General features: G+C 33.9%; 16 protein-coding genes and 1 tRNA gene. 7 read left to right on the top strand and 10 right to left on the bottom strand.

All coding sequences use genetic code 11. The features are described from left to right. Positions 1 to 11 precede the first annotated feature (11 nt). Positions 12 to 2,483 carry a T9SS type A sorting domain-containing protein gene (locus tag CLV33_RS06180; protein ID WP_105473164.1) on the top strand — a complete coding sequence of 824 codons (2,472 nt, stop codon included), beginning with the start codon at positions 12 to 14 and terminating at the stop codon, positions 2,481 to 2,483. Positions 2,484 to 2,550: 67 nt separating this feature from the next. Here CLV33_RS06180 and CLV33_RS06185 read toward each other — a convergent pair whose 3' ends face one another. From CLV33_RS06185 to gdhA, 6 genes are all read right to left on the bottom strand, one after another. Continuing rightward, positions 2,551 to 3,384: a VOC family protein gene (locus CLV33_RS06185; RefSeq protein ID WP_105473165.1), complete on the bottom strand. Its 834-nt coding sequence runs from the start codon at positions 3,382 to 3,384 to the stop codon at positions 2,551 to 2,553. A 36-nt stretch (positions 3,385 to 3,420) separates the two neighbouring features. Continuing rightward, positions 3,421 to 5,832: a TonB-dependent receptor gene (locus CLV33_RS06190; protein WP_105473166.1), complete on the bottom strand. Its 2,412-nt coding sequence runs from the start codon at positions 5,830 to 5,832 to the stop codon at positions 3,421 to 3,423. 3 nt (positions 5,833 to 5,835) lie between these two features. Further along, positions 5,836 to 6,555 (bottom strand): DNA repair protein RecO, encoded by a 720-nt coding sequence (gene recO / locus CLV33_RS06195; RefSeq protein WP_105473167.1) that lies wholly within the window; start codon positions 6,553 to 6,555, stop codon positions 5,836 to 5,838. Next, positions 6,555 to 8,894: a type IX secretion system anionic LPS delivery protein PorZ gene (gene porZ / locus CLV33_RS06200; protein ID WP_244906393.1), complete on the bottom strand. Its 2,340-nt coding sequence runs from the start codon at positions 8,892 to 8,894 to the stop codon at positions 6,555 to 6,557. Before porZ ends, recO begins: the two co-directional genes overlap by 1 nt. 76 nt (positions 8,895 to 8,970) lie before the next feature. Then, positions 8,971 to 10,017, bottom strand: a complete 1,047-nt coding sequence (locus CLV33_RS06205) for an acyltransferase family protein (protein ID WP_105473169.1) — start codon at positions 10,015 to 10,017, stop codon at positions 8,971 to 8,973. A 156-nt stretch (positions 10,018 to 10,173) separates the two neighbouring features. Then, positions 10,174 to 11,517, bottom strand: a complete 1,344-nt coding sequence (gdhA, locus tag CLV33_RS06210; RefSeq protein ID WP_042247977.1) for an NADP-specific glutamate dehydrogenase — start codon at positions 11,515 to 11,517, stop codon at positions 10,174 to 10,176. 196 nt (positions 11,518 to 11,713) lie between these two features. Between gdhA and CLV33_RS06215 the strand changes: the two genes are divergently transcribed. Next, positions 11,714 to 12,514 (top strand): THC0290_0291 family protein, encoded by an 801-nt coding sequence (locus CLV33_RS06215; RefSeq protein ID WP_105473417.1) that lies wholly within the window; start codon positions 11,714 to 11,716, stop codon positions 12,512 to 12,514. 25 nt (positions 12,515 to 12,539) lie between these two features. After that, a complete protein-coding gene (locus CLV33_RS06220) occupies positions 12,540 to 13,259 on the top strand; it encodes a DUF3298 and DUF4163 domain-containing protein (RefSeq protein WP_105473170.1) in 720 nt (239 codons plus the stop codon). Here the strand turns inward: CLV33_RS06220 and CLV33_RS06225 are convergent. Beyond that, the gene (locus tag CLV33_RS06225; RefSeq protein WP_105473418.1) at positions 13,239 to 13,703 is read right to left on the bottom strand and encodes a DinB family protein; all 465 of its coding nucleotides are present in this window, start codon (positions 13,701 to 13,703) and stop codon (positions 13,239 to 13,241) included. The genes CLV33_RS06220 and CLV33_RS06225 overlap by 21 nt on opposite strands. 58 nt (positions 13,704 to 13,761) lie before the next feature. Here CLV33_RS06225 and CLV33_RS06230 point away from each other — a divergent pair, with 58 nt between their 5' ends. Next, complete coding sequence (locus CLV33_RS06230) at positions 13,762 to 14,112, top strand: arsenate reductase family protein (protein WP_105473171.1); 351 nt, start codon at positions 13,762 to 13,764, stop codon at positions 14,110 to 14,112. Positions 14,113 to 14,212: 100 nt separating this feature from the next. On the opposite strand, the gene CLV33_RS17835 is transcribed toward CLV33_RS06230, so the two are convergent. The 3 genes from CLV33_RS17835 to rseP form a co-directional block, all read right to left on the bottom strand. Next, on the bottom strand, positions 14,213 to 14,518 hold the full coding sequence (locus CLV33_RS17835) for a GIY-YIG nuclease family protein (protein ID WP_105473172.1): 306 nt from the start codon (positions 14,516 to 14,518) through the stop codon (positions 14,213 to 14,215). A gap of 38 nt (positions 14,519 to 14,556) precedes the next feature. Then, a tRNA-Asn gene (locus tag CLV33_RS06240) sits at positions 14,557 to 14,630 on the bottom strand. Between the two features lie 73 nt (positions 14,631 to 14,703). Next, on the bottom strand, positions 14,704 to 16,050 hold the full coding sequence (rseP, locus tag CLV33_RS06245) for an RIP metalloprotease RseP (RefSeq protein ID WP_105473173.1): 1,347 nt from the start codon (positions 16,048 to 16,050) through the stop codon (positions 14,704 to 14,706). 174 nt (positions 16,051 to 16,224) lie between these two features. On the opposite strand from rseP, the gene CLV33_RS06250 reads away from it, so the two are divergent. The 3 genes from CLV33_RS06250 to feoB all read left to right on the top strand — a co-directional run bounded on the left by CLV33_RS06250 (position 16,225) and on the right by feoB (position 19,442). After that, positions 16,225 to 16,893, top strand: coding sequence for an SCO family protein (locus CLV33_RS06250; protein ID WP_105473174.1), 669 nt, complete (start codon positions 16,225 to 16,227; stop codon positions 16,891 to 16,893). Positions 16,894 to 17,113: 220 nt separating this feature from the next. Beyond that, positions 17,114 to 17,350 carry a FeoA family protein gene (locus CLV33_RS06255; protein WP_042245401.1) on the top strand — a complete coding sequence of 79 codons (237 nt, stop codon included), beginning with the start codon at positions 17,114 to 17,116 and terminating at the stop codon, positions 17,348 to 17,350. Then, complete coding sequence (gene feoB, locus CLV33_RS06260; RefSeq protein WP_105473175.1) at positions 17,343 to 19,442, top strand: ferrous iron transport protein B; 2,100 nt, start codon at positions 17,343 to 17,345, stop codon at positions 19,440 to 19,442. Before CLV33_RS06255 ends, feoB begins: the two co-directional genes overlap by 8 nt. Positions 19,443 to 19,508: the final 66 nt, after the last annotated feature.

Consider the following 19,508-nt stretch of genomic DNA (forward strand, 5'->3'; position numbering starts at 1 on the left):
AAAAACTTAACATGATGAAAAAAATTACTTTTTTACTAGCAATGCTTTTAGCCTTTAGCTATGGTTATGGGCAAATAGTAGCTTGGAGTATGGTTAGCCCTAATACAGTTGGTAACGAGGTTACTCTAAATGCTAGAACTCTAAATCCTAATTTAAACATGTCTACTTTAAGGCGAGGTGCTGGAATTGATCCTGCTAATTTGGCAAGAGCTTTTTCATCAGATGACTATACAGTAGGAGGAACTCAGACGGATGCTATCAATAATGATGATTATATAGAATTTGATATTTCTGCTATGAGTACATATCAGGTATCATTAAGTACATTAGATGCAAACTTTAGGAGATCTGGCACAGGTCCTGACACATTTTTATGGAGATATAGTACAGACGGTGTGATTTTTAATAATATTGGAAGTCCTATATCTTATACCTCAAGTTTTGATGGTCCGCATTCTGTTCAGGCTCAAATAAATTTATCCTCTATACTTGCACTACAAAACGTTGTATCTGGTACCATTGTCACTTTTCGTCTTTACGCTTGGGGAGCGACCAATGCAGGTGGAACATTTGCTATAGGAAGACAAGACGGAAACGAATTGAGCATAGGGGTTTCAGTAACTTTAGCACCATGTCCTGGTGGAATTACAACTTGGAATGGAACTACATGGGATAACGGAATACCAGATTTAACAACCGAGGCTGTCATTGCTGATGATTATAGTACAAACACAGATGGAGATATTAATTCTTGTAGTTTAACTATAGAAAACAACTCTACTTTAAATATTGATGATAACACTTTTGTTCAAGTAGAAAATGAATTAAATGTTGATACTGGTTCATCAATTACTGTTCAACCTTACGGAGCTTTTGTTCAAAATAATGATGCTTCAGTAAACAATATTAATGGAGACATTACTGTAATAAAGACTACTTCAGATTTAAACGCATGGTATGAATATACCTATTGGAGCTCTCCCGTTTCTGGTGAAAGAATAGACACTGGTTTATTCGAATCTCAAACGAGTAGACGTTTCGTTTATAATGCGCAAAACTTTTTAGATGAAACCCAAGAAACAAACAATAATAACGCTTCATTACCAGGTCAAGACGATATAGATGACAATGGAGATGACTGGGTATGGGTTGATGGCATTACAACTATGGCCCCTGGAGTGGGTTATGCAGCTACACATAAGGAGTCACTTTTTATTGGACCACCATTCAGTTCTCCACCATACCAGTTCGACTACACGTTTGAGGGTCCATTTAATAATGGACTAATCAATGTTCCTGTTTATCGAAATGATTCGGAATTAAATGATAATAACTGGAATTTAATTGGTAATCCCTATCCATCTGCTATAGATGCCGATTTATTTTTAGCGGCCAACAGTGCTATTGATGCTAGTGTTACAACAACTACGGGCTCAACTTTGGATGGTGCTATTTTTATTTGGTCTCAAAACACTGCGCCTTCTGAAACTGCTAATGGAAATGAAGGCTTAAACTTTGCAGATGGAGATTATGCTATAATAAACGGTATGGGAGAAGTACCTGGAGGTGATGGCGATACACCTTATATTATTGCGTCTGATATTCGAGCCATCCCATCTGGACAAGCCTTTTTTGTATCAATGTCTAATGGAGCAACTGCATCTTCAGTCTCTGGAGATATTTATACTGCCAATGTTGTGTTTAATAATTCTATGAGGGTTTTTGGGGTTGATGACAATAGTAAATTCTTTAAAAATACGTCTTCAAAAAACAAATTGAATGAATCTAATAAAATATCTATTAAACTAATATCAGATAATGGTGTTTTCAATCAAATTCTTATAGGTTATACTGATAAAGCAACCGATAATTATGATGGTATGTATTATGATGCAGTGAAGAATTTGTCTAGTAATACCTCTGCAGCACTATACTCTTTAATTGATGGAGTAGATAAAAAATTCGCTATCCAAGGTAAAGCAAATAATAGCTTAAATACTGATGAAGTAGTGAAGCTTGGTTTTAAAACCACAATTGACGTAGCAACTATTTACACATTATCCATAGCGCAACTAGAAGGCGACTTTATATCAAACAACACTATATATTTAAAAGATAAGCTTACCAATACCATTCATAATTTATCAAACGATGATTATAGTTTTACTTCTGAAGTTGGTGAATTTAATGAGCGTTTTGAAATTGCATTTAATGCAGCTTCATTATCTAACGACGCGTTTGCTTTAAATAACAACGCTGTTAAAATAGTACAATTAGATAATAACAACGTTAAATTTACAACGGAAACCTCAACCTTTAAATCTATAACTGTATTTGATCTTTTAGGAAGAGCGCTTCAAACGTTTAATGGCGATAGTAATAACGAAACTTACAACCTAAGCACCTTAAAAAATTCAGTATACTTAGCTAATATTGAATTACAAAATGGTGTTACTTTAAGTAAAAAGTTTATAAAAAAATAATACTAAAAACCGTTTATCAGGTTTAGTTTAACACACGCTGTTCTAAGCTTTAGAATGGCGTGTTTTTTTATAGGTGTATAATTAGAGGCAACTCAGGTCTTAAATCAAATGTTTTATCTTGAATAGTATTATCAAAAAAGAGCTCCATTAAATGCGCCTTTCCTTTTTTAACGGTAACGTTTTTAATACTGTTAACTGCTTTAATCGTTGCTGTATTTAAGTCTAAATTAGGTGAAGCAATAACAATATTTGTAATTTTTTTTGCACCGTTTGGATGCTTATAAAATGCTCTCGCAAAGGCGTATTCGTCTGGGATGTTTTTCAGGTCGGACAAGGTTTCAAATCTTTCCGATTCTATCTCTGGATATACAACAAAAATAGAGGGTTCTTTCAGGTTGGTTTTGGAGTTTTTAGCCGCATGTATATTCATATTCTGTGCCATCCAATCTTGGTGGTAGCTCACGGTTTCAAACGGAATTTTTTCTACATTATAATCCGTTACTTTTAAGGCAATACTAAAAGGAGAAGCGCCATTTTTGTAAAAGTTAGCTCTTTTAATAAAATCTAACGCTTTATTTTTTATGTTATTTTCTTTAAACTCCTTTTGGTTATTAATAAAAATTAATTCGAGATAGCCATTTAAAAAATGGAAATACCTTCCTGCTGTTCCTTGCCCCTTATGAATTTGTGAAAGCGAATCGGGAACAGATGTAAACCCTATGCCGTTTAATCGTTTTTTAGTTTTTTCGTGATTATTAACCCAAATATTAAGATGGTCTATCTGTAAATCAGATGAAATAACTTCAGCTGTTTTCCCAGTTCTTTTATTGTGCTTTTCATCTTTACAAGACGTTAAACCAACTATTAAAACTAAAATGATAATGTAGTAACGTATGTTCATTTCAAAAGTGGCTATTATAGTTAAGGTTAAAAAAGGTTACAAACTATATTTTAAGGCAAAAATAAGATTTCGCCCTGGGGCAGCAATTCCAGAAGAATATGGTCTGTAACGCTGGTTTGTAATATTTTCTAAAGCGGCGGTTATGGTGGTAGCTTTACTTATTTTATATTGTGTTCTAAAGTTTAAGGTGTACCATGATGGTGCATAAGGATTTCCGTTTTCGTCGGCTGCATAAATATAATCCTTCTCCTTTTCTGAAGGTGCCAATTGGTTAAATGACAATTCTGCGTTGTAATTTGCAAAAGCGTCTAGGGTTAGCCCTTTATAGTGCCATACTAAATGTGTGTTTCCAAAATTTGGTGCTACATGCCTAATAGGTACTTCAATACTATTATTTTCTTCTGTGCCACCAATAACGCTGTACTGCGATGTGAGTTCCAACCCTTTTGTAAGCGCTATTTTTAAACCCACTTCAAAACCATAAATCCATGCTTTTGAGGCGTTTTTTATGGCTTGCACATTACTTAATTCGCCATCGTACATAATTTCGGTAACACCATTTAAGGTATAATCCCGCCTTACTAAGGCATTATCTAAATACGTGTAATACGTACTTAAATCTAGTACAAATTTTTTATTAAAATCGAGTTTTAAACCCACTTCGCCACCATAGGCGTATTCTGGTCTTAAATTTTCGTTAGGCACAACAACAGAACCAGGTTCAGAATCGAATACCTTACCAATATCATCAATATTTGGTGCCCTAAAGGCCGATGCAGCATTAAGTTTCCATTGCATGATTTCATTAGGACACCACGTTAAACCTGCGGTTCCTGTTAATGCTCCAGCATTGTTTTTTGAACTTGTAAAGGGAAGGTTTAAAAACTCATTATTTTCCGTAAAGTCTGCTTCTGAAGTTACATGGTTAAAACGTAATCCCGATTGAAACACAAACTTAGTATTTGGTTTATACTTTAGGCTGGTATACACTGCCGCCGATTGCCATGTAGCGCCATTTGGATATCGAGACACTGTATTAGATACATTTCCTGTTGTAATTTCTTCGTTAGTTCCGGTAGAAGCAACTTTATTAAACACATACTCTGCACCATAAAATAGTCTCGTTTTTTCGCTCAACCGTTTTTCAAAATCCAAATTAAAAGAATATGCGTCTACAGCTTCCTCCCTAATTCTTCTTTCTACCGATTGATAATCTCTATCAATTCTACTTTCTTGAAAGTTTTGGTAGGCCAAAGTTGCTTTAACCTTATCGTATAAATTAGAACGACTGCTTAATCGAGTAACCTGAAGGTTAGACATAAACCATTTTTGAGGCCCATAATACCATTCTGCCGAACGTAAATCGTCTCCTCTGTAGCGAATAAGCCTATCGTATCTTGGGATATTGGAAGATTTTGAATAATGCAATCCTAAATCGAAACTCAAATTTTTATAAGGCTCGAACCTCACTTTTTGGGTAAGGTTTAATTGGTTGTATCCTGAAAACTTTTGAACTCTAGAGTTTGGGTTACTAACTATAGCATCATTACCATTATTAGTAATTACAAACTCTGGTCTTAAATAATCATTTGGCCCATGCATCCCCATTTCTAGGTCATTAAAGTTATTGTAGCTGGCACTTGTTAAAAACCCCCATTTTTTATAGCCTAAATTAAGATTTAAATGCCCCGTTTTTTCATCACTAGCAGAGGCATAACGTACTATTGTATTGGCTTTAACCAATAATGTATCTGTATAAGACAACTCTGGGTTTTTTGTATAAAAACTCATTACACCACCAATAGCATCACTTCCATAAATTACAGAACCCGAACCTAAAGTAACCTCTGTGCTTTGAATAGAAAAAGGATCTACCGCTATTACATTATGTACATTACCACCTCTAAAAATAGCGTTATTCATACGTACACCATCTACAGTAATTAATAAACGGTTGGTTGAAAAGCCCCTAATCATGGGGCTACCGCCACCAAGTTGACTTTTTTGTACAAAAACAGCACCCGTATTTTGTAAAGCATCTGCACTGGTTTGCGGATTCATAAACTCAATAATTTCCGCATTTGTATTTACAATTTTCTGAGGAATATCGCGTTTGTGCTGTTCGAATTTTGAAGCAGAAACCACTATTTCGTTTAACCCTTGGGTATTGGCCTCTAAATACACAATTCCCGTTTTTAGAGCCTGAGATTTTGTTACGGACTTGGTAATATGCGATAAATGCTGAAAATACAGCGTATCGGATAAGGTGAACTTGTTTAAACTAGCTACACCTTTAAAGTTTGTAATGGCGCTTTTAGTTTTAGTTGCATTAAAAATAGCAACACCAAAAATGGGTTCTTCGGTAACTGTACTTAATACTTTTATGTCTTGTGCTTCTACCACCTTAAACAGTAGTAAAAATAATAGAAGCATATAATTGCGCTTCATTTTTTAATTAAAAACTTGATTAAAAATTTGTAGTGATTTTGGGGTTCTAAAACTGCCCAAATGTAGTTCAAAATAAAGCAAAATCATATTTAAAAACGATTGTCTTTTTTGTGCATTTATCTTTATTGTATGAAGTGCATCAAATTTTATACCTAAAAGCTCTTTTAAAAGTATTAAATTTTCTCCTGAAATACTGTATCTCCCATACTCTTTCGTTTGAAAACTTCCATCTTCTAAATTGAAATAGGAAAAATTAATTTGTGAAACGTCTGGATAAAAGCCTAGATATTTGGTAAGTTTTAGCAAGAATAATAAGTGAAAATTTGCGTATTCTTTATCTGCATCAAACCATAATAAGGTGGTTTCTAAGTAGCTGTACAGGGCTTCGTTTTTCTCTTCTTCTTGAAGCGTAGTAGCTAATATTTCAGACAAAAACATTACTACAGAACTTTTTAATACATGAGAGTGCAAACTTGTGTATATGGCCGTAGTTTTTACTTCTTTAAGAGTATATAAAGAACGTGTTTTTGTATAATTAAACACTACTTGTATTTGGGACAATAACTGAAAGTAAGCCACCTTGGTGTTAGATTTCTTAGATTTTAAAACACCGCGAACCAAAAAGCTTATAATACCATGTTCTTGAGTGTAACACTTAACAATTAGGTCGTTATCCCTATACTTTAGTTTTGATAATACAATGGCATTTGTTGTACTTAGCATTACCTTACCACCATTAGTTTAAGCACTTTGGTTTCAAAACTATCTAAATCTGAAAGCATAATGAGGTATACTCCAGAAGCCACCACATTGTTGGCTAGATTTTTACCATTCCAATAGGCTATACCACCATCAATTTCTAGATTAAAACCATTATACCTTTGGTTGGTTCTAGATTGGGCTTCGGCCACTAAATTTCCTTCAATATCGGTAATTTTAATGTTTACATTTTCTGGAAGATCCTTAATTTTTACTTTTTCTTCTACAATATCAAATCCTGGTCTTACTGGGTTAGGATAAACATGAGATGTAGTAAAACCTTCAGTGGTTGATGAACTACCTGTTTTAAAAGATACCAATCCCTTTTCTGTGGCTATGTACAATGTACCATTTGATTCATCTAAAGAAATTTCAGAAATATTATTGGAAGGCAAGGGAGAGTTTTCCTTGGTAAAATGGAAAATAGTTTGTTGTCCATCTGACGAGAAATAAAACAACCCAGAACCAACGGTACCTACCCATTTATTGTTAGAGCCGTCTACTACAATTTTAGATACAAACTGTTTAAATAAAAGCTCTTTTGCCACACCATCTTCTGAGATAATTATTTCATCTGCGGTTATATTCTCATCTTCAAAAAACCCTGACGTATTATAAAGTACGCGTAGCCCTTCTATAGTTCCTATCCAGAGTTGGCTACGGTTATCTAAAGCTAGTGTTGTTACATATTCGTGCGGTAAATTAGCTTCTTTACTTAAATTTTTTATTTTTTGGGAACCACCTTCGTTATTAAAACCAATAACACCAAAACTGTAACTTGCTACCCATTTAGTACCGTCTCTACCCAATACCAAATCTCTATATCCCAGATTGCTACCTAACTCGTCTGGGACAATGGCAGTGAAATCGTAAGAACGCCATTCTCCATTTGAAGGGTTATAGGATTTAAGAGGCTTGGGTATAAAGCTTGTTACTGTCCACAGCAACCCATCCTCATCGAATTTTGAGGGTCCTACCCTAATATCAACATAATTGGGATCTGTTGGTAATACCAAAGACTCTAGACCGCTATTTTCATTATTATATAAAAATGTTGGTACGCCCTCGTTAACCTCTAACAATCCATTAAAAAAAGAACTTATAAAAACTTGATTTATATTAAATGGGTTAATTGCAATGCTATTTAAACATTTTGCTTCTAAGGCGTCACTGTAAGGGATATTTAACCAACTGGTACCATCAAAATAGCTAAACCCCCGACTGTTTAGCGGATAAGGGTTAAAAAAAAGTGAATACTCACCAAAAGTTACCCATAAGGTATTAGCAAAAGCTTTTAAGGAAAATGGTGTATTTAACAGAGGCCCATCTGGACGCACTTCCTCAAAACTATCAGTAGCTGAAATTGATGTTTTTAAAACACCAAAATCTCTAGTACCTATGTAAATATCGTTAGCGTTTATGGTGGCCGAGGTATATCTTGTATTAAATTCTTCAGTAAGATTTACTTTGGCCAACAAGTTAAAGCCTTCACCATATACAAAAACATTTCTATCTGTACTTAATACAAGATTATTATCTACCGCTGTAATGTCTAAAGGCGCACTACTGTATTGAAAAAGGGTTGTTAGTGAGGTGTTTTCAACTTCATAAATTACTCGGTTACTTGCAGTGGCATACAAGGTATTTGTGAGTGCCTCGATACCTAAAAAATCGCCTGATGTTATAACTTCCCAATTTTGGAAATCTATTAAATTTGGATTATCTAAAGCGCCTCTTCTAATGCCACTTCCTCTACTGGCTGCATAAATGTAATTATTAAAAATTGTAGTTTGCGCTACTTTTATTTGGCTGCCTTGGTCTCCTATAAAAAAGGTGTCTCCAAACTCAAGACGTTCTAAATCGAAAACAGAAATACCGTAGTCTGTGGCGATAAAAACTGAGTTTTCAAAAACATTAAAATGATTTATTCTTTTGTTAGAAGCTGGAATGGTTACTTTGTCTAAAATATCAACTACGGTTAATACATTATCATCATTATCTAAAACCACCTCAATTAAACCATTCTCATAGCCTATTAATAACAGTCCGTAGGTATTGTTGTAGTGTATTGTAGAAATATTGTCTCCAGACAAACCGTTAACGGTGGTTATTTGTTCAATATCTTGAGTATTAATATCGTAAGTAAAAACCGCATTTTCAGCGGCTGCATAAATTTTATTATTCCCCTTTACTACAGAATTAATATTATAATAAGAAAAGTGTCCTTTCCAAAGCGCCGAAAAGTCTTGAGCAAACTGGAGTAATGGAAACAATGCAATAACTAAAAGGATAGTCTTTTTCAATATAAAATTATTTATTTTTCAAATTGTTTTTATTGTTAAAACGTATTTATCATACTCAGAGTATAATAACACAAAATTATTGATAGCGTAGGCCTCGATAAAGTTTTTTGTATCTTAATTTTCTGTTCTCTGAAAGATATTGCAACTCCAGCAAGTACCATGACAATACAGAAGCTATTAAAACAAAAAACAACAGCAATATACTTACTAAAATAGGATTATAATCATGAAATAAATTGTAATGAACAAAAATTTGAATTAAAGGAAAATGATAAATATAAATACCGTAAGTAAAATCACCATATTTCCCAAAATTATTTAACCACTTAAAATTATAAGCAACATAAAACACCATAAAACCATATGTAATAGGTTTAAAAATATACGTTGAAAAAACATATTGTTCTAAAACGAACAAAACTAAACATGGTATTATAAAATAGTGTTTCCATTTAATAAGAAATTCAAAATTTCTGTAATACATTACGCCTGTGATAAAAAATGCTAAGGCTCCAGGTAGTTGCTTTGCTATTCTATACATATCCGCATAGTAGAAGTAACTAAAATAAACTACTGAAACCAAATAAATAGAGACACTTAAAATATAAATATTTACTTTTTTTGAATCGATTACATAATAAAATAATGGAAGTAATAAATAAAAAGCCTCCTCTATTTTAATAGTCCATAAAGCTCCATTTACGGCACATATTAGATTTCCTTCAAACACCCCGGGTAAACAAGGTTCAATATAATTTTGAAAAGATAAATTAGCCACTAAATATCTCCAGAATTGTTTACTAAAAAAATAATCAGAAAACGCCTCAGTAGATACAGCGCTAAAAAAAATAGCACACAAAAGAATTACAAAAAAGTAAGCGGGCACTATTCTTTTTATTCTTTTCTTAATGTATACTTTTAGCTTTTTATTGCTTTCGTAGCTTTTAGCTATTAAAAACCCACTAATTATAAAAAAACCATCTATAGCCAAACGTGTATTAAAAAACTTAAGGTAGGGTTGAAAACTATTTATTTGGCTTAACTCTATTAAGTGAGCAATAGCTACGGTACTTGCGAATACCACTCTTAAAAAGTCGAAATTATTAGTGTTAATTTTGTTCAAAACGTTAGCCTAAACAGCTATTTGAGTATCTATTTAGCAACAAATATATTTATAAGTAACGAGTTTTACTTTAAAATAATATACTTAAAACAAAAAAGCTTCCTATCACAAAATAAGAAGCTTTTTTCAACTTAACACTTTAATATATTATACCATTTATACTACACCTTGAGCCAACATAGCATCTGCTACTTTTACAAACCCTGCAATGTTTGCGCCCTTAACATAATCTATATAACCATCCTCTTCTTTTCCATACTCTGTACAAGATTCGTGTATATCGGCCATAATTTCTTTAAGCTTCTTGTCTACTTCTTCTCTCGTCCATTTATAGCGTAAGGAATTTTGTGTCATTTCCAAACCAGAAGTTGCAACACCTCCTGCATTTGATGCTTTGCCTGGAGCAAATAAAATTTTAGCTTTATGGAACTCTGCTATGGCTTTTTTTGTTGAAGGCATATTTGCGCCTTCGCTTACACACATACAACCATTTGATAATAGTGCTTTAGCGTCGTCTCCATCGAGTTCATTTTGTGTAGCACATGGTAATGCTATATCACATTTCTCATGCCAAGGCGTTTTTCCTTTTTCAAACTTTGCATTTGGGTATTCCTCAAGATATTCGCTAATCCTACCTCTTTTTTCGTTTTTAAGCTGCATTACAAACTTTAGTTTTTCGGCATCAATACCTTCTTCGTCGTAAATGTACCCAGAAGAGTCTGATAATGTAACCACTTTAGCTCCCAATTGAATAGCTTTCTCAGCAGCATATTGTGCCACATTCCCAGAACCAGATATTACTACTGTTTTACCCTCAAAACTATCATTTTTAGTTTTCAACATGCTCTCAGCAAAGTAAACAGTACCGTAGCCTGTAGCTTCTGGTCTAATTAAAGAACCACCCCAAGTTAGCCCTTTACCTGTTAATACTCCAGTAAACTCGTTTCTTAGTTTTCTGTACATACCAAATAAGAACCCTATTTCTCGCTGCCCAACACCAATATCTCCGGCTGGAATATCTGTATTTGGTCCAATGTGCCTAAAAAGCTCACTCATAAAAGCATGGCAGAAACGCATAATTTCATTATCACTTTTGCCTTTAGGATCAAAATCACTACCGCCTTTTCCTCCGCCCATTGGCAAGGTAGTTAGGCTATTTTTAAATACTTGCTCGAAAGCTAAAAATTTCAAGATACTTGCATTTACTGTTGGGTGGAAACGCAGACCACCTTTGTATGGCCCTATTGCAGAATTCATCTGAATGCGATACCCTCTATTTACTTGTATCTCACCACTATCATCAACCCAACATACTCTAAATGAAATTAATCGTTCTGGCTCTACCATTCTAAGCAAAACGTTTTTACCATAGTAAATATCGTGTTGAACAATATATGGAATAACGGTTTCCGCTACTTCTTCAACCGCTTGTAAAAATTCTGGCTCATGAGCATTACGCTCTTTTACCAAATCTAAAAACTCTGCAATAATTTTTTCCATGCATTAACAAATGTTTAAATTTTAATGAATATACAATTTTGAAGCACAAAGATACGTTATCTTTAAAAATTATGAGATTTTTTTTAATATTTCGCAATATGATACGAAAGACAAATGCGCTTTATCAGAATTATTTGGTGGTTCATCGACTTTTTATATATTTGTTGCGTTAACGCCTCGAAAATAAAATATTATGATGCTTGACTTTAAACGTTTAGCTCTTATCTTTTGCGTGTTTGCTTTAAGCCAAACAGCATACTCTCAATTAGGCTTCTCTCACGAAATAGGCGTTATTGCAGGTCCTGTACAATTTAGATCTGACTTTGGTAGTCGCGACGACGAAAAAACAAACTTTGGTAACTCTGGTATTGGCATTGGCTTAGTGCACTACATAAACTTCTCTTACAGAGCAGACTGTAACTGCTACACAACCGATACGTATTTTAACGACCACTTTAAACTTAGAAACGAAATTTCTTGGAACAAAACTAAATTAGAGCATTTAGGAAGGTGGACACAACCAGACAGAACAAGCGATAATGCCGATAGGCTTAGAGGGCACACCGGTTATGCAAATAATTTAGATATTGGGACTCAGCTAGAGTTTTTTCCTTTAAGTATTAGGTCGTTCCAATCCTATGGTTATGCCATTGCACCTTATGTTAGTTTAGGGGTGCATTACACCTTTTTTAACCCTGAAGTTATAACAACTTACGATAATGGCACTAATGATGTTGGTAATATTGGAGATCCAAATAATTTTTACTCAATTTGGGCACCTGGATCGGTACAACCACTATCTGGCAGCACTTGGTCTATGGTAACTAGTGCTGGTATAAGGTATAAGGTTGGTAGACTTTCTGATATTGTTGTAGATTTAAGATGGCAATATTACTTTGATGATTGGGTTGACGGTTTAAACCACGATTTAGTTTATAACAAAAACAACGATTGGTTACTGTGGTTAAATATAGGCTACATCTACTACCTTAATTAAAAATTAGTATTCATACACGTTAATTTTGGCTAAAAGAACTTTTTTATTCTTTCTAACATCTCTTTTGGTATTTTCATGTAAAAAGGAAGATGAACTTACTTTTTCTGAGATACAAGTAACCACGAATAACAATACTATAGTAGAAGTTTTTATTCCTAAAGCTACAGGAAACAAAGCTACCAGTAAAGCCATAAATACAGAAATTGAAAATTTTATAGCCTCTTTACTAGAAATAGGAGAACCTAAAGCAAAAACAAAGCCTTCATCTTTAACCAAACAAATTGAAGCGTTTAATAGCGAATACACCAATTTTATAAAAGATTTTCCAGAAGTTACACAACTATGGGAAGCACAAATAGATGGTGAAGTTATATATCAATCTAAAGATATTGTAAGTATAGCTATTACCGCCTATTTAAACACTGGTGGCGCACATGGCAATACTAATATTTCTTTTTTAAATTTCGATGCTGCTACGGGCAAACGCATTTTAAAAGAAAAGCTTATTACAAACACCAAAGCATTTACAAACATTGCCAAAACATATTTTAACGAAGAATTGACGGATAAGTCTATACTGTTTGAACCTGAAAGTTTTACACTTCCTGAAAATATTGGGATTTCTGAAGAAGGTATAATTTTACTTTACAATACCTATGAAATTGCCCCTTACGCCAGTGGAATTATTGAGTTTACCATTCCTTTTGAAAAAATAAAAAACTATTTAATTTTTAATAGCTTTTAACAGTGCTAACACATAGCCGTAATGCAACCCTTCGTGTATGGCGGCAAATTGTAACGCTTCGTCAATATTACTTAATGTGTTGCCTGTGGTAGAAACGGTATATGCATTATACTTTTCAAACACATCATCGTAATAATCTTCTTTAGTTTTTTCTAATGTTGAAGTTAATAAACCTTTAATTTCATCAACCTCCCCTTGAGACACATCACCATTTGGTTTACTATCCTTTCTATAGTTGTTAATCATCTCATCAGACAATGATGATTCTAAACCAGACAATTTATAAGCCAATAACTGTTCTGTAACAACTATATGACCAATATTCCAAATAATGTTATTATTAAAACCATTAGGAATTTTATTTAACTCTGCTAGTGAATTCGTTTCGATTATTTCTTTAAAAATTTTCCTTGTATTTTCTAAAACCTGAAATGTAAATTCCATATTATGTAAATTTTTTGATAAATATAGTTTTAATTTGTTTTTTGAAACCAATACATCCATGAAAAAAGTATATTATTTAAAGACTTGCGATACGTGTAGACGAATTTTAAAAGAACTAGACTTGTCTTCTGAATTTGAGTTACAGGATATTAAAAGCGAAGCTATTAGTGTTACGCAGCTAGACGAAATGAAGGCTCTTGCGGGTAGTTATGAAGCCCTATTTAGTAAACGCTCTCAACTCTACAAGAAAATGAATTTAAAAAATCAAGAGTTAACAGAAAAAGACTTTAAAAATTATATTCTAGAGCATTATACATTTTTAAAGCGGCCTGTTATCATTATAGATGATACTATATGTATCGGTAATTCCAAAACAACTATCGAGAAAGCTAAAGCTACTCTAGGCTAGTAATACAATGTAGAGGTAGTACATAAAAACAAAAAAGCCTAACATTACTGTTAGACTTTTGCTCCTCAGGCGTGTCCCGTAGCTACGGGAGACCCTCTGATTAATGCCGCACCTGCGGAACTCTAACCAACCGAGCCAATTTTCCGTTGGGCACAAACTCTTCATCTATTAATTTCAATAACAACGTCCTGCTTTTTTGCTTTTTCACAAACCGCTCAATTTTTTTGGCATCACCGCGGGTTATGCCCGCTTCAAAAACAGCCTTTAGAACCCATGGCCTGTATTTTGAGGTATAAGTGTTAAATTTGGATGTGTTGTGTGATTGTAAACGCTTCCATGGTGCTTGTGAAGAACCAACATAAAACCTGTTAAAAGTTTCCGAATATATAATGTAGAGATAGTACATGAAAACAAAAAAAGCCTAACATTGCTGTTAGACTTTTGCTCCTCAGGCTGGGCTCGAACCAGCGACCCTCTGATTAACAGTCAGATGCTCTAACCAACTGAGCTACTGAGGAAGGTTATGTTTCGCTTTTGCGAGCGCAAATATATATTAAATTTTATTTACTACAAATATAATGACCAAAAAAATTAGTCAAAAATTGCCTTATAAATGTCGTTGCCATTAGCAAATAATACTAGAGCAATTAAAATAAAGAAACCTACCATTTGTGCATACTCCATAAACTTGTCTCCCGGTTTTCTTCCTGATATCATTTCGTAGAGTAAGAACATTACATGTCCGCCATCTAAAGCTGGTATTGGCAATAAGTTTAACACTGCTAACATTATGGATAAAAACGCTGTAATACTCCAAAAGGCTTGCCAACTCCAAAAGTTTGGAAATATGTCGTAAATAGCTTTAAAACCGCCAACGCCTTTGTAAGCTCCTGTGCTTGGTGTAAAAATTGCTTTAAGTTGCCCCCAATATGAAGTTAATCTGTCTTTAGCTTTATTTAATCCTACAGGAAACGACTCAAAAAAACCATATTTTCTAACATCGTATTCATAATAACCAAGTGCTTCGAGAGTTTCTGGAGTTGATGCAGGTGCATAAACTAGACCTAATTTACCTTCATTACTTATTGACAGAGATGTTGAAAATTCAGCATCATCTCTCAAAATACTAGCTGTAACTTGTTGCCCTTTAAACTCATCTAAGGCTTGTTTTACCTGATCTGCATATCTTGTTTTAAAATCATTTATGCCAACAATAATATCTCCTTTTTTAAGGCCGCTAGTTGCATTATGCGATGTATCTGGAACCTGAACAATTACAAAAGGCTGCCTTAAATCTATCAAGCCTTTTTCTTTTGAATCCATTAATTGCGACAAAAAGTCTTGAGGCATAGAAATCGTTAATTGTTCGTTGTTTCTTTCAACCAGTACCTCTTTACCAAACAATACTTTTTCAGGAATTTCAGAAAAGGTTTCAATATTTTCGCCATCAACAGCCAAAATACGGTCTCCTGTTTGGAAACCCTCTTGTTTTAGTACAGGGCTCTCTATCACTAAACCATCCTTAATATTGTTATTTGGCAAAAACATGTCTCCGTAGAAATAACTCATTCCTATGTAGATAATTATAGCTAAAACAAAATTAACGGTAACTCCGCCCAACATTATAATCAATCGTTGCCATGCAGGTTTAGAGCGGAACTCCCAAGGCTTAGGAGCTTCTTTCATAGCTTCGGTATCCATGCTTTCGTCAATCATTCCAGATATTTTCACATAGCCTCCCAAAGGCAACCAACCTATACCGTAAACCGTTTCACCAATTTTCTTTTTGAATAGCGAAAACTTCACATCAAAAAACAAGTAAAATTTTTCTACTCTTGTTTTAAAAGCTTTAGCGGGAATAAAATGCCCTAACTCGTGCAAAACAATAAGTAAAGACAAACTCAATAAAAACTGAGATATTTTTATAACAAACTCCATATAATCTTCATCAAAATTAAAATAATCGCACAAAAGTACGTTTTTAAACCAAGTTTAAAAAAGCAATTATACAATTGCATTGGCTTTTAACAGTAATTTAAGTGAAGGCTATGTATACTAAGATTTAAAATAGCCGTATTTTTGTATTGGTTTATAAAATTTTAATTGCTTAAAATGTTATCGTTTTTTAAAGACTACAAATTGTTTGCTATTGTGTTTGGTGCTATTTCTATTGTAATTATTGCATTAATCTACAATACGCTAAACGTTTACCAACCGCTACCTATTTATCAGCCTTCTATGGTAAGCACTCAGTTGGTTGATAGTACCATTCAATACAAAAAAAAATACCATAAAATTGCCGATTTTAGTTTAGTAAATCAAAATGGCGATACCGTAACGCAAAATACGTACAAGAATAAAATTTATGTAGCAGATTTCTTTTTTACTACATGCCAAACCATTTGCCCAATTATGACGAGCCACATGGCCGAAATACAAAAAGAAATTATGGATGATGAAGAGGTTATGCTATTATCGCATTCGGTTACTCCTGAAATCGATTCGGTTGCACAACTTAAGCGATACGCTACAAAAAAGGGGGTGATTGATAAAAAATGGAATTTGGTTACTGGCGATAAAAAAGAGATTTACAAATTAGCCCGAAAAAGTTATTTAGCAGTAAAAGATAACGGCGATGGTGGGCCTTTTGACATGATACACACCGAAAATTTTATGCTAATTGATAAAAAGCGACAAATTCGTGGATTTTACGATGGCACAAATGCCGAGGATATTGAAAAACTAATAGACGATATTGCCATTTTAAAAGAAGAGCAATAGCTTTTGTGATGTGTTTTTACTTAAGAACTAAAAAACAAACATTACAAATACGCCCGCGCTAGGGATTGTAGCGGCAGCTTTTGGTCCCGCCAATGCGGGAAGCCAAAACTATTAGCGGAAAGCCCGACCCTTTAGGGTAGCGCCCAAATAATTACACTTTATCTTTTAAACTTATAAAGTTTCCTGTATTTTTGCTTCTTTAAAATCAATCTAAATAAGCTTGAAGCACACTTTAGCACAATTAAAACGCGGAGAACATGCAGTAATTGCTGATGTTTCGTCTATACACATCCCTCTAAAACTTTTAGAAATGGGATGCTTACCAGGGAATTCTGTGGAGTTGGTACAAGTGGCACCGTTTCAAGATCCTATGTATTTAAATGTAAATGGTACACACTTAGCAATTAGAAAAGAAACTGCTGCCCATATTTTAATAGAAAAAATTTCTAATGAGTAAACAAATAAATGTAGCACTTATTGGCAACCCCAATACGGGAAAAACATCGGTGTTTAATGCACTAACGGGCTTAAACCAAAAGGTAGGAAACTACCCTGGTATTACAGTTGAAAAGAAACAAGGTATTTGTAAATTACCCCGAGGTGTAAAAGCGCATATTATTGATTTACCGGGCACTTACAGCTTAAACGCCTCGTCTCTTGATGAAAATGTTGTTATAGAATTACTACTTAACAAAAACGATAAAGATTTTCCTGATATTGCCGTTGTAGTTACCGATGTAGAAAACCTAAAGCGTAACCTATTACTCTTTACGCAAATAAAGGATTTGGAAATACCTACGGTATTGGTAATAAATATGGCAGACCGAATGGGCTACAAGGGTATTTCTTTAGATATAGACTATTTAGAGGAAAAACTACATACCAAAATTGCCCTAATAAGCACACGTAAAAACGAAGGTATTGATAAGCTAAAAGATTTAATAACCAATTTTAAAGATGTTTCTGTAAGTCCGTGTTTAGATACTACAACTATAGATCCTATATACTTTGGCAATCTAAAAAAAGCATTTCCAAATCAGTTATTATACAAACTTTGGTTGGTTATTACCCAAGATGTTAATTTTGGAAAAACCAACAGGAAAGAGTTTGATGCTGTTGCAGATTTTAAAACCAAAAGTAAGGGCGATTTAAAACGATTACAGCAAAAGGAAACCATAAAACGCTACCAATTTATTAACAACGCTTTAGCCAAAGGACAATCTATAGATTTAAGTAGAGCTAAAGATTTACGAATAAAACTAGATAGAATTTTAACGCATAAAGTTTGGGGGTATTTAATTTTTGGAATTATTCTTTTAACAATATTTCAAGCCATTTACGATTGGTCTAGCGTACCTATGGATTTTATTGACGGACTTTTTGCCAATTTAAGCGAATGGACTAAAAACATAATGCCAGAAGGGGCATTTACCGACTTAATTGCCGAGGGTATTATTCCTGGGCTGGGGGGTATTGTTATTTTTATTCCACAAATAGCCTTTTTATTTTTGTTCATAGCTGTGCTCGAAGAAAGTGGCTATATGAGTCGCGTTGTATTTTTAATGGACAGAATAATGCGGCGTTTTGGCCTAAGCGGTAAAAGTGTAGTGCCTTTAATTTCTGGTACTGCCTGTGCAATTCCCGCCATTATGGCTACCCGTAATATTGAAAGTTGGAAAGAACGTTTAATTACCATTTTGGTAACACCTTTTACAACATGTTCGGCACGCTTGCCGGTATACCTCATCATTATTGCTTTGGTAATCCCCGAAGGAAGATTTTTTGGGTTAAGCTACCAAGCCTTAACTTTAATGTTACTATACCTTATTGGGTTTGGAACCGCTATTGTATCGGCTTATATTCTTAATAAAATTTTAAAAATACGAAGCAAGACGTTTTTTGTTATAGAAATGCCCAACTACAAATTGCCTTTGCTTAAAAATGTAGTTTTAACGGTTATTGAAAAAACAAAATCGTTTGTATTTGGTGCCGGAAAAATAATTTTAGCCATATCCATCATTCTTTGGTTTTTGGCATCGTATGGTCCAGGAGAACAATTTAACAATGCCGAAACTATCGTTAAAACCCAATATGCTTCACAAAATTTAAACGAAGAGGATTTGCAACAAAAAATTGCATCTCATAAATTGGAACATTCGTTTATAGGCATTGCAGGTCATGCGATTGAGCCTGCCATTAGGCCTTTGGGCTACGATTGGAAAATAGGTATTGCCATTGTAAGCTCTTTTGCTGCTCGCGAAGTTTTTGTAGGTACACTTGCTACAATTTATAGTGTAGGTAACGATGATGAAGCCACCATTAAAAATAGAATGGCCGCAGAGGTAAATCCTATTTTAGGAGGCCCTTTGTTTAATTTTGCTTCGGGTATTTCCTTGTTGCTATTTTATGCATTCGCTATGCAATGTATGAGCACACTTGCTATTGTTAAAAAAGAAACAAATAGTTGGAAATGGCCAACACTGCAATTGGTAATAATGTCGGCCTTTGCCTATATTGTAGCTTTAATTGCTTTTCAACTTTTAAAATAAAATGCGATAAATTTTACCTGTTAAACATGAATAACATCGTACAGCACATATTAGTTTTTACAGCAG

This window comes from Jejuia pallidilutea, assembly GCF_002973595.1.
GTDB lineage: Bacteria > Bacteroidota > Bacteroidia > Flavobacteriales > Flavobacteriaceae > Jejuia > Jejuia pallidilutea.

Excerpts from the sequence above, each read along its gene's own strand:
- CLV33_RS17835 (WP_105473172.1), bottom strand. The coding sequence starts at position 14,518 with ATGTACTATCTCTACATTATATATTCGGAAACTTTTAACAGGTTTTAT.
- CLV33_RS06250 (WP_105473174.1), top strand. The coding sequence starts at position 16,225 with ATGTTATCGTTTTTTAAAGACTACAAATTGTTTGCTATTGTGTTTGGT.
- CLV33_RS06185 (WP_105473165.1), bottom strand. The coding sequence starts at position 3,384 with ATGAACATACGTTACTACATTATCATTTTAGTTTTAATAGTTGGTTTA.
- gdhA (WP_042247977.1), bottom strand. The coding sequence starts at position 11,517 with ATGGAAAAAATTATTGCAGAGTTTTTAGATTTGGTAAAAGAGCGTAAT.
- CLV33_RS06225 (WP_105473418.1), bottom strand. The coding sequence starts at position 13,703 with ATGGAATTTACATTTCAGGTTTTAGAAAATACAAGGAAAATTTTTAAA.
- CLV33_RS06180 (WP_105473164.1), top strand. The coding sequence starts at position 12 with ATGATGAAAAAAATTACTTTTTTACTAGCAATGCTTTTAGCCTTTAGC.
- CLV33_RS06230 (WP_105473171.1), top strand. The coding sequence starts at position 13,762 with ATGAAAAAAGTATATTATTTAAAGACTTGCGATACGTGTAGACGAATT.
- recO (WP_105473167.1), bottom strand. The coding sequence starts at position 6,555 with ATGCTAAGTACAACAAATGCCATTGTATTATCAAAACTAAAGTATAGG.
- CLV33_RS06215 (WP_105473417.1), top strand. The coding sequence starts at position 11,714 with ATGCTTGACTTTAAACGTTTAGCTCTTATCTTTTGCGTGTTTGCTTTA.
- CLV33_RS06190 (WP_105473166.1), bottom strand. The coding sequence starts at position 5,832 with ATGAAGCGCAATTATATGCTTCTATTATTTTTACTACTGTTTAAGGTG.
- feoB (WP_105473175.1), top strand. The coding sequence starts at position 17,343 with ATGAGTAAACAAATAAATGTAGCACTTATTGGCAACCCCAATACGGGA.
- rseP (WP_105473173.1), bottom strand. The coding sequence starts at position 16,050 with ATGGAGTTTGTTATAAAAATATCTCAGTTTTTATTGAGTTTGTCTTTA.